This is a genomic window from Marinobacter salexigens, assembly GCF_018860765.1.
Classification (GTDB): Bacteria; Pseudomonadota; Gammaproteobacteria; order Pseudomonadales; family Oleiphilaceae; genus Marinobacter; species Marinobacter salexigens_A.
The window spans coordinates 836,572-853,598 of the sequence record NZ_JAHKPV010000001.1 but is presented as its reverse complement, the minus strand read 5'-3'; the positions used below and the strand labels follow the sequence as shown (position 1 = coordinate 853,598).

General features: G+C 53.7%; 13 protein-coding genes. All 13 read right to left on the bottom strand.

Annotation, left to right across the window (positions count from 1 at the left end; translation table 11 throughout):
• Positions 1-72 precede the first annotated feature (72 nt).
• On the bottom strand, positions 73-435 hold the full coding sequence (locus tag KO508_RS03830; RefSeq protein WP_216006980.1) for a hypothetical protein: 363 nt from the start codon (positions 433-435) through the stop codon (positions 73-75).
• Between the two features lies 1 nt (position 436).
• Positions 437-4,894 (bottom strand): glycohydrolase toxin TNT-related protein, encoded by a 4,458-nt coding sequence (locus KO508_RS03825; protein ID WP_216006979.1) that lies wholly within the window; start codon positions 4,892-4,894, stop codon positions 437-439.
• Between the two features lie 72 nt (positions 4,895-4,966).
• A complete protein-coding gene (locus KO508_RS03820) occupies positions 4,967-5,407 on the bottom strand; it encodes a hypothetical protein (protein ID WP_216006978.1) in 441 nt (146 codons plus the stop codon).
• Between the two features lie 141 nt (positions 5,408-5,548).
• Positions 5,549-6,397, bottom strand: coding sequence for a hypothetical protein (locus KO508_RS03815; protein WP_216006977.1), 849 nt, complete (start codon positions 6,395-6,397; stop codon positions 5,549-5,551).
• Complete coding sequence (locus KO508_RS03810) at positions 6,397-7,215, bottom strand: hypothetical protein (protein ID WP_216006976.1); 819 nt, start codon at positions 7,213-7,215, stop codon at positions 6,397-6,399. Before KO508_RS03810 ends, KO508_RS03815 begins: the two co-directional genes overlap by 1 nt.
• Positions 7,216-7,244: 29 nt before the next feature.
• The gene (locus tag KO508_RS03805) at positions 7,245-9,140 is read right to left on the bottom strand and encodes a type VI secretion system Vgr family protein (protein WP_216006975.1); all 1,896 of its coding nucleotides are present in this window, start codon (positions 9,138-9,140) and stop codon (positions 7,245-7,247) included.
• Positions 9,141-9,224: 84 nt separating this feature from the next.
• Positions 9,225-9,704 carry an Hcp family type VI secretion system effector gene (locus tag KO508_RS03800; RefSeq protein WP_216006974.1) on the bottom strand — a complete coding sequence of 160 codons (480 nt, stop codon included), beginning with the start codon at positions 9,702-9,704 and terminating at the stop codon, positions 9,225-9,227.
• A gap of 156 nt (positions 9,705-9,860) precedes the next feature.
• Entirely contained in the window at positions 9,861-10,352 is a 492-nt protein-coding gene (locus tag KO508_RS03795) for a hypothetical protein (RefSeq protein ID WP_216006973.1), read from the bottom strand.
• 21 nt (positions 10,353-10,373) lie between these two features.
• Positions 10,374-12,950, bottom strand: coding sequence for a type VI secretion system ATPase TssH (gene tssH / locus KO508_RS03790; protein ID WP_252737912.1), 2,577 nt, complete (start codon positions 12,948-12,950; stop codon positions 10,374-10,376).
• A 13-nt stretch (positions 12,951-12,963) separates the two neighbouring features.
• Positions 12,964-13,929: a type VI secretion system baseplate subunit TssG gene (gene tssG, locus KO508_RS03785; protein WP_216006971.1), complete on the bottom strand. Its 966-nt coding sequence runs from the start codon at positions 13,927-13,929 to the stop codon at positions 12,964-12,966.
• The gene (gene tssF, locus KO508_RS03780; protein ID WP_216006970.1) at positions 13,929-15,743 is read right to left on the bottom strand and encodes a type VI secretion system baseplate subunit TssF; all 1,815 of its coding nucleotides are present in this window, start codon (positions 15,741-15,743) and stop codon (positions 13,929-13,931) included. Before tssF ends, tssG begins: the two co-directional genes overlap by 1 nt.
• Entirely contained in the window at positions 15,743-16,204 is a 462-nt protein-coding gene (gene tssE, locus KO508_RS03775; RefSeq protein WP_200362528.1) for a type VI secretion system baseplate subunit TssE, read from the bottom strand. Before tssE ends, tssF begins: the two co-directional genes overlap by 1 nt.
• On the bottom strand, positions 16,194-16,991 hold the full coding sequence (locus tag KO508_RS03770; protein ID WP_216006969.1) for a type VI secretion system accessory protein TagJ: 798 nt from the start codon (positions 16,989-16,991) through the stop codon (positions 16,194-16,196). The genes tssE and KO508_RS03770 overlap by 11 nt, the downstream gene beginning before the upstream one ends.
• Positions 16,992-17,027 lie beyond the last annotated feature (36 nt).

The window sequence follows — 17,027 nt, the reverse complement described above, 5'->3', positions numbered from 1 at the left end:
GCCCAGTATATCTTGTGAATCCGGCGTCAGATACCGCCCCATTCTGGAACATACTCACGAAAGTTCTTTAAGTTAGGCCTCTAAAACACCCTCAAATATGCAAATAAATCGCCTCGGCTGAAACTCTCCAAAAGAGAACATCAGTATCTTTTCAATGCCAGAAAGACTCTTAGCAATAAAAAAAAGCTTCAGTCCTTGCTTACTGCCATGATAGATCTTTCTTCCATCAAACACTGTGACCTTAAAACCTAAATTATGCGCGATTTGATCAATACTTATATCACAACGAAATTTCTCTAGATCTTCGACTCTATTGAGCGCACTTGGAGTCACATCTACTTTAACTCCGTCAACTTCAACTTCAGGAGTTATTTTTTGCATTTCTTCAATGTCACCGTCAAAAACTAAACAGGCCCCGTCATTTTCAATATTCATACTACTCTATCTCCTGAACGTATCCACCCTTAACCAGCTCTTCCATAGAAACCGGCAACTCATATTGGACACCCTCTCCAGGCTGGCCAAACCACGGTATAGCTTTTCCTGCCTTAACGTTAGGTATCTCTTTAATAACCTCGTATTTTTTGTATGGCTTATTTAAAGTGGCCTCAGGCAACGCCCTGTTCTCAAAAGGTACATCCGCTGCCGCAGTAAAGGTGCCTAGGTCTCTAAATTCTCCAGTATCATTATCGAAAAAACCACCGTACCTATCCACCTTTTGGCCCGGCGCCAGTGAGATTTCCATAGAACTAATGGCTCCTCTATTCGGGGGCCAACCACCATTAATTCCTTCGCTGTTGAACATATCCTCAAGCTCTCCCCACCGCTTATCGTTAAATAGCGAGAAAGCTTCTTGAGATTTTTTGTCGTGGACATCAAACTCTTCGACAGAATCACAGAACTCACCTAGACTAACGCTGTTCGTACTATCAAAATCGTGAGTATCTATGGGAAGATTAGGTTGCAGAATTTCCGTGGGCTTCCCGCTGGCTATCCACTGCTGAAACGACCCATCCCCACCATTCGCCAACCACGTGCGATACTCCATATCCTCCTGCGGCGAGTCTGTTTGCCACGTAGAACCATCAACCCCAGCAGCATTCCAGATTCGTTCATCACCATGCTTACTGTAAACCGTGCCATCCGGTGCGCTGATCTGCTCTAGGCCGCCACCCAGTTCCGGGCTATAAAGCATCCCGGTCACAAACGTTGCCGCCGTTCCCAGAGCTGGCAGAACTCTGGAAAACAACGACCGCTCGACGGCATACACTGCATCATTCGCCGCCGCACCGGTTACCACACGGGTAACGGTTGATGTCGGTAGGTTTGGAACCGGAGCGGGCGCTCTGGCCAAAGCAACAGCGCCAGCCAGCTCAATGTTCTGGAAGGCCGGTCCATCATCGCCGACAGGCCCTTCTTCGCCTTTCATCGCATCGTCCGGAGTTACGCCGGAAGTCTCACAACTACTCAGACCCAGCGGGTCGATATAATCTAAAGGGTTCCGAGTATAACGGTATGTATTGAGGCCGCCCTGCACTCCCAAAAGATCCGGCGTCAGATACCGCCCAGTGGCGGGATCGTAATCCCGAAACCGATTCTGAACGATCCCCGTCAGCTCATCCTCAAACTGCCCCGGCAACCTCAAGGGCTGGTGGATGCTGTTATTGAGCGTTTCAGGCCGGCACTTACCCCACGCATCCGCATGCCCCTCCCAAACCTTTTGGCCGCTTTGGTCCCACAACCGAACCGGCATCATTCTGTGGTCCAGTTCGTAGTAGTAGGGTTGGTTGTCGATCAGCGTGATTAACGGCTCATCGGTTTGTGGGTCACGGAGGTACCACTGCCACTGGCCGGTTGGGCTCTGTTCTCCCAGCAATACATCGTTGTGCCACAGGTAGGTGGTGGTGCCTGCGTCGGTTTTGCGCCAGGCTCGCCTACCCAGTGCGTCGTAGCCGTAGGTGATGTGCAGGCTGGGGCGTTTGAGTTCGATGAGTTGGCCTTCGGCGTCGAAGGTTCGGTGTTCGGTGGTTTGGCTGGTGATGCGGATTTCCGCGCCGAGTGCATCGTAGGATCGTTTTGTTGGCTGCGTGTGCTCGTCATTGTGGCCAACGTTGATCAGGCGGTCGCTCTCAATCTGGCTGCCTTCCGGGACGCGATTGCCGCCCAGATCGTAGTGGTATTCGGTGTCGTTCTCTTGGGTCAGTTGGCCTTGGCTGTCCCGTTGGTAGTGGGTGCTGCCGGCCAGACTGTCTTCGGTGGCTTCCAGACGGTTTTCGGCGTCCCAGCGGTAGCGTCTTGTGGCACTTTGTTGGCCTTGCCATTTGCGTTTGATCAGGCAGCCGTAGCGGTCGTGCAGCTGGCTTTGGGTATTGCTGCCCGCTGTGCGGGTGGTTTCCCGGTTCTGGCTGTCGAAGGTGCGTTCGATCAGGGTGTCGCCGTTCACGCTCAGGGTGTGCCAACGGCCTTGTGGGTCGTAGTGGTAATGGACAGTGCTGCCGTCGGGCAGTTGGATCGTGTCTATCCGGCCACCGGGGCCGTAGCCGTAGGTGGTGCGGTGGCGGTCCTGATGGTGTTCGGTGATCTGGCCGACGGTGTTATAGGCCCAGTGCAGTTTGCGGTCGGCGCAACTGGCGTGGGTGCGGCGGCCAAAGGCGTCGTAACGGTAGTGGCGGGTGACGGCTTTGCGGTCTTTGCCTTGGCTGGTTTGGGTCAGTACCCGGCCAGCGGGGTCTCGCTCTGTGCGTTGTGCCCAGAAGCCGGGGTGTTCACGGTGGGTGATGTGCCCGGCGGCGTTATACTGAAAATGGATATCGCGGCCGTCGGGGGCGGCGCAACGGTCGATGTGGCCTTGGGCGTTCCAGCCCAGTTGCCACTGTTTGCCGTCTGCGCGGGTGATGGCAGTCAGGCGTTCTCTGAGGTCGTACTGGTACTGAACCTTGTGACCATCGGGTCGGCGGTACGCCAGTGGGCGCATCAAAGGGCCGTATTCGTAGCCGTGTTGGTCGCCTTGGGCCGTGGTGTAGTCGGTCAGGCGGCCAGCTTTGTCGTAGTGGTACTGGCGGCTGCGTTTTTGTTCCGGTGCTTGTTCGGGGTATTGGTGCACGGCCAGTAGGCGCTGGCCTTGATAGTCGTATTGGGTTACCAAGCCCTGTTCCAGCTTGCCCGCCACGCGGCCATCCGGGTGAAAGGCAAAACGCTGAAGCTGGCCGTTGCGGTTGCTCGCCAGAAGGTGGCCTGTGTCGGCACAGCCCAGTTCGGTGGTTTCTCCGGTGGTGCTGGTAGCCTGTACTGGCCAGCCGTCAGCATCGTACTGGTAGTGCCACTGGCTGCCATCGGGGCGTTCTTCACTAAGCAAACGGCCAGCTAAATCAACACGGCGCCTGTGAGTGCGGCCATCCGGGTGCGTTTCAGCGGTACAGAAGCCCAGCTCGTTGAAGTGCCACCGGTGGCTGCGGCCGTCGGGCTCGATGGTTTCAGCTTTACGGCCTTGGCGATCGTAACGGTGTTGGGTTTGCGCACCATCGGGCCGGGTTTCTTGCACCAAGCGCCCTAGGCCATCGTAGGCCCACTGCCAGAGTGCGCCATCAGGGTCTTGCCGGGCTAGGATGCGGCCGTTGTCGTCGTAATGAAATACCTGAACGTTGCCGTGGGCATCGCGTACCTGTGTTAGGTAGCGCTCGGGCTGGTAGTCGAACTGGAAGTCGTGGTGGCCCTGTTCACCCCGGCTGCGGAGGCAACGCGCACGCTCACCGTGACCTTGCCATTCGAAGTGGAAGGTGTACCCGGTGGGTAATTCGCGGTGGGTGAGCAAGTGCCCCTGATACTGGTACTGTTCGGTGCCATAATCGCTTTCGGCGCGCAGCAGGTTGCCCTGTTCATCGTAGCTGTAAAGTGCCAAGAGGCGACGCTGGTCACCGTTTTCCAAGTGTATGGCGTGTACCCGCTCCGGGTGATGCTTGTTGTAGCTGAACACCACGGCGGTATGGGCATTCAGCCGCAGATGAGAAAGCCTGAATTCAGCGTCATAGTGGAAACGCCACTGCTGGCCTGTCAGGTTTTGCACACTCACAGGCAACCAGGTTTTGTTGTCTTGTGTGGCCAATATCCAGGCCATCCCGTTGGCTTCGGTCAACACTATTTGGTTGTCTTGGCGCCGCTCCACCCTCAGTCCGGTATGAACCTGCCAAGTTATCTCACCCGGTGCGAGTGTTTTAAGGCGCAGGGATCGGCTGTCTTTATCGAGTATCCAGAGGTGGTCGCCATCAAGATGTATCTGCCGTAAGCACGTAATGGCCCAGCCTGCTCCGAAGCCCAACTGTCTCTCGCAGTATCCTGAGCGGTAGCGGCGCGTCCACGTAAGGGGCATGGGGCCTTCTATAACGAAGTCCTCAATATCGAGGATTTCTTCACCCGTTACAGGCGCTACCGGATCACCTTGGCACTGCATGTCAGCGGTGTTGGCTCCGGGGTCGTCGGTATCGGCTTGCTTTGCTTTCGAGCTGCCTGCAGGGGCAGATGATGCGGCACTTGCCGGGGCGTTACCCGTGCGGGCAGTGCTGCTGCCGCCTCCACCGCCACTGCCTTCACTTGGCGGCAGGCTGTGCAAAGGCACTTTGTAGATAGCCAGTTGCCGATCTCGAAGCATCTGAGCAACATGCCGGAATAGCAAGTCGCTATTACTCGCTACGTGGAGTGAAACACCATGGCTTTGGAGCACACTCAGCCATTGGGTGCTTTCATTGGCGAACCCGGGGCTAAAGCGGTTGCGCAGCCACTGACTCCAGTCTTCATTGCCCTCAGCGTTCTCTGGACCTTGAGGACCATCGTAAGTGTCTGGCCGAACAACAATGTACTTGTAGCCATCTGCGCCGTTAAATTCGATATGACTGGCCATACTTGTGCAATCCCTGCTTAATGCGTCCGGTGTAACATCTGGCCAGCTTGGCCTTTCCGGTGTTGGTATTCATCACCGGCACACTAAATGTCCGAAGTTCTCGTTATGAGAGACGGGCAACATGCAAAACACACTCTGCTCACCCGCTGCCGTCCGGCGGATGTACTCCACCTCAAAAGTGAAGGCACTGTGCTCTCGGCTAAACTCGATCACCGAGAAACCCGTGTAAGCGGTATCTCTAAAGTCGAGAGTGGCATCATCCTGAAGCGTGATGTCGCATACATCCAGCCGCTCTAGCACACGCCAGCCTTGGTCGGGATGAACCGCTTCAAACCTCAAGCACGGGTAATCGCTCTCGCTGCTAAAACGGGCGTAGCGCCATAGGGTGTCTTGGTGTCGAACGACCCCCACTTCCATCACTCTGGCGTCAACCACCGGAGAAGCGACGCCTCCTGCCTCCGCCAGCACAGGTAACATCAGTAAAACCGGCAGCCATCTCCAATAAAAACTCATTCTCACGGCTTGTCTCCGTTTTGCCCGGTGCTCAAACTCCATAAGCCTCACGCCAAGTACCGAACGCGCCTCTGGAACCGGTCGGCGGGTACGTTTATCCACAGTGACCTATCACTTATGATCCGCTGGACAACTCCGACATCAACTTGAGATTCGTGCCCTCTCCGTCCTGTATTGCTCAAGGCTTTTGATGGCTGGCCGAGGCGCTGCACCGGCCATACTCGTTTCACTACAACTAACTGCAATCACTCCCGCCAAAGGGCTAACCGCATCCAACAACAGCAATGCGCCCGGTTGTTGCCAATCGCCTACTCTGTAGCCATCCAACAGCCAATAAAGCCCCCAAAGAGCGCCTAAAACACCGGGAGCATCCAACACCAGCTCAGGAAACTCCCAACGTAAAGCGGGTCGATTCCAACGTGAAAGGCCGGCCAAAAAAGGCATGATCCGCTCAAAGCCACATTCCTGCGGAGTGCCCGGGCATACCAGCACTTCTATTTCCGGCACAGCCGCCTGCGCATTAGTCAGCAGAGTCGCCAAATCGTTAGTGCCCTCCAGCCTTCCATCCAGAGCACTAAAGTGCACGCTAGGACCAGACCCCGGGCTCAAAACCATTGCGAGAACCTGAAGCTCTGGCTCGAGGTCCGCGGCCAGTATCTGCGCAGCAACCCCGGCACGATCCACAGCCCGAACAGCTAAAGCCAACCCGGCCCGCCCAAAACCAATCTCCACAGGCTGGTCAGTAAATGCCGCCAGCCACTGCTCTCTACGTTGATGCTCTGCAGCTGGAAGTATTAACCATCCCGGGCAATTTGGATCTAAATACGGGCGCAGCCGCTCTGGCGTTAACAGCCCGCCGTTTGCCTCCCGCGACTCAGAATCATCTGCGGGAACAAACCCGCTCCGAAACCAGTCAGCCAGACCTCGGCCGGCAATCTCACCAATTAGGGCGCTGACCTGCCAGCCTCCGGTGCGTTCGCTTGCAGCCATCACCAACAACCTCCGAACAGCGACCACGGAGCACCCTGAACACGCAACCAACTTGCCCACCATTGGCGGTACCGCTGACCAAGGTCTTGGCTATGAGCTTTCCTCCGCTGCAAGGCCTCGCTCGCTACCTCTCCTTGCTCGCCCCCATGGGAAGCAACCTCTGCAAGCAACGGCAAAAAGCGATCACTTCCCGAAATGCCCATAGCTTCAATCACCGAAGCATCCCTCACTCTTCCAGCCAAACCATTAATCATGGCTGGATGCAGTTGTTCTGACGCAGCCAATAGCAGCGGGAAAAACCACTCTCGCCAAAATGGATCCCCCGCGAGCCACAACTCCGACAACAAACTCTTAACAGCGGGCTCGCTCATCATTATGGCGCCGGTCTGCATGCTAACGCATGCTTGCCAACAAGCGTCTACTTTGGCTTCTTGCCCTCGGCGGCTGGCCGCCATAGCTGCCCAGAGCTGTTGTTGCGGAGGTTCCGGCCATTCCCTAGGAAGTTCCATTCCGGAATGACAGGCCAGCATTTGCCAGTGGTTTCCTTCCCTGCACTCACTGGCCGTTTCACTCTGCGACAGCTCGAAGCCCTCCCACGGCGGGCAAGCATGCAGACGCATGGTCAGCTCCAACCTCAGTGCTCCCGGCCAAAAAACTGGGGCATCACCTTGTGCCTTTCGCCAACTATCCAATGCCAAGTCTTGCGGATGCTGTTCACACCAAAGCACTAAACGCCTATCGAGCTGTCGCAACAACTGCAAAGGTGATTGCGCATTGTCTAGCAGCGCTTGCCGCTGCTTAAGCAAGTCTTCAAGCATTAACGGGCACTCCGGCGCAAAGCCTTTGATTAGTTGAGGCTAATCTTCGCGGCTTTCATATCAATGGTGACACCTTGCACGCTAATGCTGGTGCCCTTAATCGATATCGCACCGGAAGCCTCCATTGTCAGACTTGCTGCACCCGTTTTTAATGTGATGCTCTGGCCTGCATCAATCGTTATGGTTCTGCCCGCTGTGGTCGCTTGAGCACCGGTGATATCAACCGTTTGGTTGTTTTTGACCGTTAGGGTGTCGTTATTTCCAACGGTCGTGGTGCGGTTGTTCTTAATGTCATCCGTCTGGTCGTTCTTGACGGTTAGCGTGTCATCATTGCCAATTGTGGTGGTGCGATCGTTCTCAACTTCATCTGTCTGATCGTGTTCAACCGTCAACGTGTGATCTTTTTCGGCGTGCATCAGCAAAAGCTCTTTGCCTATGGTGTCGTCGAAACTGATTTCGTTGTAGTTGGCACCGCCGCCTTTCGTGGTAGACCGGCTTTTCAGCCCTGAAATATTCTTCTTGGACAAAGGCTCATACGGCATTTTATTTTTGCCGTTATAAACAGAGCCGGTAATCAGCGGCAGATCTGGGTCGCCACTGAGGAACTCAACAAGCACTTCTTGGCCTTCGCGGGGAATAAACTGTGCGCCCCAATTTTCGCCCGCCCAAGATTGAGCCACACGAATCCAACAGGAACTCTTTTGGTCGTATTTGCCTTCGCGGTCCCAGTGGAACTGAACCTTAATGCGGCCATGTTCATCCACATAGATTTCTTCGCCGGGAGCGCAGGTAACGGTTGCCGTTTGCAAACCGGGCACCATTGGCTTCGGCAGTTTACGAGGCACAAAGGGCGCCTTGGTTGGTATGCAGCGGAAGCTGTTGGTATAGAAAAAGCTACCCATTGATGGCTGGTTATCCGCATTCAGCGGCACCGAAGCCTCTATCGCCACTTCCGTGATCACAAATTCATTATGTGGCGGAATTTCGTCTTCATGCTCTTTGAAGGAGAAAGTTAAGCCAACACCAAAAGAGCGGTAATCGGATACAGCCCTATAGCTCTCTGATTCCTGAGCAATGCCTTTTAGGTGCAAAGCAGCAAGGTTGGCGCCATCCTTGATAGGACGATCTTCACCGAAGTACCCAAACAGCTCGCGTGAACCAAAAGGGCCACCAGGTACCTGTTCGCTACTGGTAGCCTTAACCTTCTGCTTGGGCGTTTCGAAATCGAAGCCATGCTCAATGATGGAGTTAGCTGTTGCCTTAAAACCGGCATACCAGCTAGAAATATGTGCCACACCGGTTGGTCTGGAACAGAATACAACGGAACCCTCAACAGCCTTAGGCCAAGCCTTTTCATGATCGGTAATGACCATCGTGTGAGAGCCACTAGAATGCTCGAAATGGAAACACAGACCTTCGTGAGCCAGTAGCCGGCAAACGAAATCCCAGTCGGTTTCGTTGTACTGAACACAATAACGGTAGGTATAAAGTCCTTTTTTCAGCTTCCAGCTGAACGCAACTCCATGCTCCCCCAAAATTGTCTCAACAATTTTTTTTACAGTTTTGTCTTGGAAAATTCGGCAGTTGGTGCGATTAGCGGCAGACCAGGCTTTCGGTACGATAATGGCCTCATAACGCTGGCCATCGCTGTTGTGAAGCGGCTTTCCCAATTCCCACATACTAAGAAAGTGGCCATGGAAGTGCTTTTCACCACCGCCATCTTTTGACCCTACCTTCAGGGTAACGGTTACACCCTCGCCAATGTGCTTCTTCATATCAGCGATACGTTGATTAGCGGTAAATCCAACCCGCACCTCAAACAGGCGTGACATGCCCTCACGCACTTTCAGCCGCTCCAATACCAGAGCGTCTTTACCGAGAGAGCTGTTAATCTGAAGAAAATGATGCTGCTTTTCCTTGCCCATGAATCGCCGCGCCTTCCTGGTTTCGGTGAACAAAAAGAGCAGAGGAAACCCAAAGGGCTTCCCCTACTAGTTCGGAGCCTGCTATTAGAACTGCTGACCTTTAACACCGCTGTAGCCGTATACTTTCGGCCCAGTGATGCTGTTTTTGTCATCAGTCGGAGTAACAGTCATCATCATCTCAGTGTAAGAAATGGTAATAGACTCAATCGGACGGTCACCGGAAACAGAAACGGCGTAGTTGGAGATCATGGCATCGGTTAGTTCGATTTTCATGATTTCTTCAACTGCGTCACCCTGTTTGGTCACGTGGAAAGTTGCTTTTTTACCCTTACCAACAGTAGCTTCTTTGAACAGGTCAGTAGAAGCATTGTCCTGCAGTTTAGTGATTGTAATATCACCAAGGCGGGTAGCAGAGGCTTCACGGTCCATAGCGGTACCGGTGTAAGAAGAAATCTCCCGATGAACGTTAAAGTCCATGGTCAGAACAGTGATCATATCCTTGAACTGTTCTGCGGTGGTTTCACCCTTAATACCTTCGTAGTCCAGGTAGGTATTCGCTTGCATGTGTATCTCCTTGCTTTTTAAGTTACGTCCTGTAACGAGGACATGGTTACCCTAGTCCTGACACTTAGCCAGAACCTCGGATTCTTGGGTTTGTGTCCAGCTTTTAGATAGCAATACAAAGAGAGAGGAACAGCGGCATTGTTACAAGCCCTGTTACTATGCACGTCGTTTTGGGCACACAGCTGCACCCGTAAATTCTGACGGCAAACTGAGGTAATCAACTGAAACATAAGCCAGCTTCCAGCTTCCCTGCTCCCTTCCAAACTCCATCTTTATAACAGCTGGTCGATCAAATCGATCGAAACCATTTAGCGTTAAGCAACCGAAGTTGCCATCCCGCAATTCAAAATGTTCCTTTTTCTTAACCAATATACTCGGCAAATCTGACAATATCGGAAAATAATCAGGAAAATCTGATGATTTTTTAATACCTCGATCGCCCATGGATTGAGTGATCAAATTATCCAATATATAAGCGTAGTCTCGAGCTTTCACTCTATATGTATATTCGGTATACGTATCATATAGAGTGACTGGTTTCCCATGGGACGCACACCCATTTAGAAATAGTAACAGGAGTAGCAGAATTTTAAACGGTGTAACTAACAAAAGTCGAAATTCTTTTTGCAACCACACCGTTATTTTCATATTGCTTCTCCTACCCACCCGTTAACTGCCAATATTGAACTGATTATCGTCGAGTGTGATTCGAAGCTCTTTCAGAGGTTTGTCATTTGCTATCGCATTGAGCAAGACATCTGACAGCCTTGTTAGCACCTCGCGTTGTATAACTTGCTGTATATTCCGTGCGCCAGTACTGGCCTGATGACCGCTATCTGCAATACGTTCAACAACGTCGTCGCTATACTCAAGCGCAATGCCGTGCTGCCTCTGAACCCGTTTGCACACTCTTTCTAACTGCATCCGAGTGATCGTGCGTAACTGCTCCTCTCCAAGGGGCCGATAAGGCAAGACCACCGTGCGCCCCAAAAAGGCAGGTTTGAAGATGGCAAGCAGGTCGTTCCAGATCACATCTTTCAGCGCCTCCGGTTCTGGCGCGGTAAGCTCATCTACATACAGGTCGGAGATGTGTTCCGAGGCTGCGTTTGAGGTCATCAACAACACAGTGTTCCGGAAATCAACATCACGTCCTTCGCCATCCCGCAGCGAACCCTTATCAAACACCTGATAAAAAATGTCCTGAACACCAGGGTGTGCTTTTTCCATCTCATCGAGCAATATCACGCTGTAGGGTTTGCGGCGGACGGCCTCGGTCAATACGCCACCTTCGCCGTAACCCACGTAGCCTGGAGGGGAACCCACCAACTGGGACACTTTGTGCTCTTCTTTAAACTCCGACATATTGATGACGGTCATGTTGGATTCACTACCATAGACCTGCTCAGCCAGAGCCATGGCGGTCTCCGTTTTACCCACACCACTGGGGCCAACCAGTAGAAACACACCCAAGGGCTTCTTCTCATCAGCGAGTTCAGCCCGAGCGACCTGAATAGTGCGAGCTATGTCATCCAACGCATGATCCTGACCCGTCACTCTCGTTTTGAGCGTTGTAGCCAAGTTCAATATGCCCGCCACTTCATCTGACTGCATGCGGCCAAAGGGAATGCCTGTCCAGTCAGACAGCACCTCGGAGACCAGTTGCGTATCCACTTGCCAGTGCACCATAACCTGCTCGCGCTCACCAAGACTGGCGCGAATTTCGTTTAACCGCTGTTTGCCTTCATCGGTTTCATCTTCCAGAAGAGTCTTGCTGATTGCAGCAGCCTCCTGAACCAGCGCCTTTTCATCCGCCCATTCAGCTTCTAGTTGAGCTAAAGATTCACCCGCTATATGAAGCTGGGTTTCTAGGGCATCTTGCCGGTCGCCATGATTAACGCCTAAGCGGGATTCGCGAGACAGCAGGGCCAACTCTTGCTGCATCCCTGTTACCTCAGCCCTTGCCCGCTCTACAGAAGCAGGCACGCTTGCCTGACTCATGGCCACACGAGCACAGGCCGTGTCGAGCAAGGCTACAGCCTTATCCGGCAGTTGACGGCTGGCCAAAAAGCGAGTTGAAAGCACCACGGCTGTTTTCAGCGCGTCATCTGCAATCGCAACTCCGTGGTGTGCCTCCAACGTAGGAACCAAGCCTCGAAGTATCTGAATAGCCGTTGTCTCATCCGGCTCATCCACCTTCACTACTTGGAAACGACGCGTGAGAGCCGCATCTTTTTCGAAGAACTTTCGATACTCCGCCCAAGTTGTGGCGGCAATGGTGCGCAATTCACCACGGGCCAACGCAGGCTTGAGCAAATTCGCCGCATCGTTCTGCCCAGCTTGGCCGCCAGCGCCTACCATGTTATGCGCTTCATCAATGAACAAGATGATTGGCCGCTCAGAGCTTTTAACTTCTTCGATAACACCTTTCAGGCGATTTTCGAATTCCCCTTTTACACCCGCGCCTGCCTGCAGCAACGCAAGATCAAGAGTTAAAAGGCGCGCAGGCTTTAGCACGTCCGGCACATTTCCCTCAGCAATGCGTCTGGCTAGCCCCTCAACAACTGCGGTTTTCCCAACCCCTGCCTCACCCGTAAGAATCGGATTGTTCTGGCGTCTGCGGGTTAGAATATCAATCACTTGACGGATTTCATCGTCCCGACCAATAACCGGGTCTAGCTCCCCTGCGTTCGCTTGAGCTGTAAGATCGATGGTGTATTTGGAGAGATGCTGCTCTTTACCTGCCCGTGCGGTTGCTGGCTTCGAGGATGTGGTCGCCTCCTGCGCAAGCGTCGCATGAATATCCGGCCATTCGGCAAGTAAACGCGCCGGGTCGATACCATTAAGCTCGCCCGCATGCCTTGTTACCAATGCCGCCATAGCGGGGTCGCTCAACATGCTGTAAAGCATGGTGGCACCTCGCATAGTTGACTCGTTAAACTCGATTGACGTATCCAGCCAGCATTGGCGAAATAGATCCACCAATCTAGGTGCAAGACTCGGTGTTGCACCGCTGCCTGTTCTGAACGTTTCCAACCCGCTATCCAGCTGCGCGTCTAGACGGGTGATATCCAAGTTGAAATACCGCAGCACCCCTTTCAGATCAGAGTCGTCATTACGAATCATGCTTTTTAGAAGGTGCTCTGGCTCAACCGTATGGTGTGTCCGCTGGAAGCAAAGGCCTACAGCTGTTTCCAACGATTCTTTGCCCGAGTCATTGAGTTTCTCGACGAGGGATTTGAGTGTCATTGCAGACATGAATTCAGTCCTTTCCTTGGCTTGGTTTGAAACTGACCTCGACCATTTTTACGGACTCTGGCCGAGCTCCAATAAAACTGTCAGCCCCAAGCCGACCATGACGCCCCAACACAGTGTGGGTCAGGTGCGCAGCGCGGGCTGACAAACGATAATGAACACGCATTTGGCCGCTAACCAGCTGTTGCGCTACGTGTGAAACGGTCTTGCTGTAGGTGCCGCCGGGCAAAACAGAGACAAGCTGCTCCCGGGATTTCGGGCGAAAAACAACATCCAACCCCTTGTCTGCCATCCATACTCGGCTCCCCAACATAACGCCGCCAAGCCGAGCATATTGGCCCTCAGGCTGTTTTCTGCTCGGCAGACTTGATTGATCTTCCAGAGCCAAGGGCGCCCACTCCCCCCTTAACGTTCGAACCTCCACACTCATGCCCACGATATCTTCCAGAACGGACCGCAATGTACTGGCGGAGCGCGAGCGGCGGGCGAAAGCAGCGCCGTAATAAAGTTGCCAACTCTGCTCACAGCCGGTCAGAGACTTTAGGATTCGCGTGAAAATATCCGCCTCTGACCGTTCCTGATGCACGGCTGGCTGCGTTTTCTCCCAGCTCCGATAGAACAGCGAAATAAGACGATGATTGAACAGGTCGAGGAAGTCCCGGGTAGCAGGTGATCTATCCCTTACCTGCTCAAGCACTCGCTCGGTAAAACAGGCTGGCAGTGCGCCTCGCGCTCCCGTCAACCCCATGAGATCTGTCATCATTTCATGCAGTACTGCGCCATCGTCTTCCCGCTGGGTTTTGAGGCGGACAAGGTCTTGACCAGCAAACCCGAGGTTTTGGCTGGAGCGAAAGCGCACCACCTCTTTATTTGGCCAGCCATCATGGCCAACTCGGTGGTAGCCGGCGTGGTTATTGATTAACTGGCGCTCTGCTTTCCAGACCGCTTTGAACAAGGTGGTGGAGGTTGCCATTACAACAACTCCCGCTCGCCGGCTCGGGCAGGCCAAAGATAATAATCACGATGATGCCCCTCCAACCGAATCCGCACCCGAGTAAAGGTATTGATCTGAGCAAACTGGGCAAAAAAGCGGTCAAGAATGGCTGAGAACAGATAAATACTGGTGCCCGCATAGTTTGACCGGGAAAAGGTGATACAAATCTCGGTGCCCTGACATATACCGCTGTGGACGCCTTTGCCAATTCGGGCGGCAACTCGACGAGTTTTTACCTGCTCAATGCCCTCAATCAACGCTTCGGTTTCCGGCGTATGCCTGAAATCATGTAGCCGCAGCACCGCCTTGAGACGACTAAGAGCTTCGCTGCCAGTGAAGTGTTCAAGATTCAACTGCTGAACAAACTCCCAACGCGCTCCGTCTGACAGGTCTGCCCGGGTTGTGGGTGTTGGCGGCACCAGCGCTACGGCTTCCTCCACAAGAGGCTCACCTATCGCCCGAAAACGGGGTTCTCCACCGCCGAAGGGCAGCCGCTCGGGAATGTTCCGGTTGCAGCACCAAGCATTCACCATCAAGATCTCGCCTTGAGGCAAATCCTCAAGTACGCGACGGTTGAAACGGCGATCAACCAGCGTTAGACAGGTTTCAAACCCAGGCTCATATTGCCCGCCAGCCCAGCCTGCTTCCCGTCTTTCCAGATGCCAAAATACGTCCAGGCCCGATTGCCAGCGAGGGTGACCGATACCATAGAAAGGCGCCATCTCACGAACGTTTTCGTTCTCTACCAAACTGGCAGACTCCACACTGACAACCTCATAGGTGTCTGCGCCGCGAAATCGGGAAACTAGCCGGTGTTCATGATTAGAGTCATCATTGCTAACCGGTTCCAGAGCCTCGTCGAACAGATTTACGGCAGGCACGCACCAAAGACGCATATGCTCAGGCACAAAACTCTTTTCTTGTTCGCCAGAAGCCTCGCCTAGATAAACAAACAGGTCGACCTCTTCATGTTCGGGCCAAAACCCTTCAAGCCCCGAAAATTCGGCAAACAAAAATTTCTCTTGGAATAGAAAAAACTCGGTCAACAAACGAAAGCCGTCGAAGCTGCGCTTACTGTAGGGAACCAAGGCATCATCAGCCTCGAATCCTGCCGGCTTGATGTGCTGGGCACTGAAGAACCGCAGTTGCCGGGTGTCTGTAGTTGGGGTAATCGCAAAGCCAATGCCTGAGCGGTGGATAAGATCATAGAGTTCGTTGCTCAGGTGAGTCTGGCCATGCAGGTAGAATCTCAACGATGGCAGGTTGATCTCATTGAATGGCAAAGGCGATTTAAGCCTAAGCTTGATCACGCTGCGTGCGCCCTCCGAACCCGCAGGCCTTGGCGCATCAAAGGGTGCATTCTCAAACGCTGCGGTCACAACGTCGACGGGCGCTAAGTGGTGGCTTGCCGGTGACCGAAACTCACAGGGCGGCAAACCTTCCACAGTTGTTTCGTAACGCTGCTGCTTGTCCAATGCCGCACAATGGGTCTGTGATGCACCGGCTTTTAGCTGGATGACCGTCATGGAAGGAATCGGGGCCAGATAATCCGGAAACAGGTTGCCCATCAAGATATCTGTCAGTTCCGGAAAGTGGTTATCCAGACGCCGACGAATCTGGGCGGTCATAAATGCGACACCCTCAAGCAACCGCGAGACGTGCGGATCCTCTACGGACTCATCACTGACGCGCAAATTTCCCGCTACCTTGGGGTAAGCTTTGGCAAACTCCGCCCCCTGTCGTCTTAGGTAGGCAAGTTCACGGTTGTAGTACTGAAGGAGTTCATCACTCATCACGCGCACTCCTGAAGCGTCATGGAGAGATTTACGGGCTCAAGGTCGGAGCGAAAGGCCACTGGCTCGGGTACCGGATCAACCAATAAAATGGCATCAATCCGCAGCCTCATGGTGCGATCAAGGGGCGTGTCACCCTCTTCAGCAATCACTTCAATGCGCGTCAGCCTTGGCTCAAAGCGCACAATGGTCTGGCGCACTTCCTCACACAACCATTGCCGTGCTTCTTCTGTTCCCAAATCCATCACCGTGAAGTCCGGCAAGCCGTAGCCAAGCACCGACTGTTTGAGCTCCCGCAGCTCAGGCGGAAGTACCAGCCAGGACCGTCTGGTATTTAAGAGCGCCTCGAGATCCCGACGAACAGACTGGCGAATGGTCGTAACCGTCGCTTTAGCGTTGTGATCCGCTGCCAATCGGTCCAAGAGGTTCATCTGCAGGCGCACATTGCGTTCAGTCTGCATAAACTGCCGCTACTCGCTCTACTCGCTTCACATCCGCAAGCCCTACAGCATCGTCACCCACAAGATACTGTTTGAGGCCTATGCCAGTTACTAACCCGTCAGAATGTGCGCGCCACTCTGTCACACGCCCCAAGCGCTCATGATCGGTGTCGCTAGCGGCGTACACGAGGGGAACAAACACCTCTCCCTGTTTACCGGATGCCAGCTCAACATCGGCTCGACGCCATACCAGCTCGACTGGCGAGGTTGGTGGATGAAAATCGATAGATTCGATATCCGACCAGCGCCATAGATAGAACTTGCCTTCTGCACTTAACGCTTCCAAAAAGTCACACAAGCTATCGTCACAGTCGCGTATATCCCCGCTTACCTCACCAAGCTGGAACTCAGTTGCTGGTCTTTGCTGCTCCAAACTGATGGCCGCCGCTTCGGCAGCAGTGAAGTCCTGTTCATTCAGAGCGGCCCTCAGGGCTAGGATGGTCTGAAGGTTTTCGGCCTCGCACACCACTGCATCCTCCGCCAGTTTGCCTTGGTGAAACTCCAACCGGGCCTGTTGTGCACGGATGAGCTGGCGAAGGTTTGCTGCACCGGCCAGCCACTCCGGATGGTGACGGGCGAGAGAGCCCAGCATGTCGTCGGCGCGCTCTAGGTCACCCGCCACACACAGGAGCTCAATCAAGGAAGCCCTTAGCTCTGCCGCGGCAGGCTGCGCCTTTACCTGTTGCTGAACTTCCTCGATAGCTTGCGCCAGATTGCCGCTCGCCAAATGCTGTTTGATGACATCCATTTCTTACTCCTCCGTTCGAATATAAAACTGGGTGAC

What these genes read in the sequence shown, in the direction of transcription:
- tssE (WP_200362528.1), bottom strand. Translation starts at nt 16,204, where the DNA reads ATGCAGACTGAACGCAATGTGCGCCTGCAGATGAACCTCTTGGACCGA.
- KO508_RS03770 (WP_216006969.1), bottom strand. Translation starts at nt 16,991, where the DNA reads ATGGATGTCATCAAACAGCATTTGGCGAGCGGCAATCTGGCGCAAGCT.
- tssF (WP_216006970.1), bottom strand. Translation starts at nt 15,743, where the DNA reads ATGAGTGATGAACTCCTTCAGTACTACAACCGTGAACTTGCCTACCTA.
- KO508_RS03795 (WP_216006973.1), bottom strand. Translation starts at nt 10,352, where the DNA reads ATGAAAATAACGGTGTGGTTGCAAAAAGAATTTCGACTTTTGTTAGTT.
- tssG (WP_216006971.1), bottom strand. Translation starts at nt 13,929, where the DNA reads ATGGCAACCTCCACCACCTTGTTCAAAGCGGTCTGGAAAGCAGAGCGC.
- KO508_RS03825 (WP_216006979.1), bottom strand. Translation starts at nt 4,894, where the DNA reads ATGGCCAGTCATATCGAATTTAACGGCGCAGATGGCTACAAGTACATT.
- KO508_RS03805 (WP_216006975.1), bottom strand. Translation starts at nt 9,140, where the DNA reads ATGGGCAAGGAAAAGCAGCATCATTTTCTTCAGATTAACAGCTCTCTC.
- KO508_RS03830 (WP_216006980.1), bottom strand. Translation starts at nt 435, where the DNA reads ATGAATATTGAAAATGACGGGGCCTGTTTAGTTTTTGACGGTGACATT.
- KO508_RS03820 (WP_216006978.1), bottom strand. Translation starts at nt 5,407, where the DNA reads ATGAGTTTTTATTGGAGATGGCTGCCGGTTTTACTGATGTTACCTGTG.
- KO508_RS03815 (WP_216006977.1), bottom strand. Translation starts at nt 6,397, where the DNA reads ATGGCTGCAAGCGAACGCACCGGAGGCTGGCAGGTCAGCGCCCTAATT.
- KO508_RS03800 (WP_216006974.1), bottom strand. Translation starts at nt 9,704, where the DNA reads ATGCAAGCGAATACCTACCTGGACTACGAAGGTATTAAGGGTGAAACC.
- KO508_RS03810 (WP_216006976.1), bottom strand. Translation starts at nt 7,215, where the DNA reads ATGCTTGAAGACTTGCTTAAGCAGCGGCAAGCGCTGCTAGACAATGCG.
- tssH (WP_252737912.1), bottom strand. Translation starts at nt 12,950, where the DNA reads ATGACACTCAAATCCCTCGTCGAGAAACTCAATGACTCGGGCAAAGAA.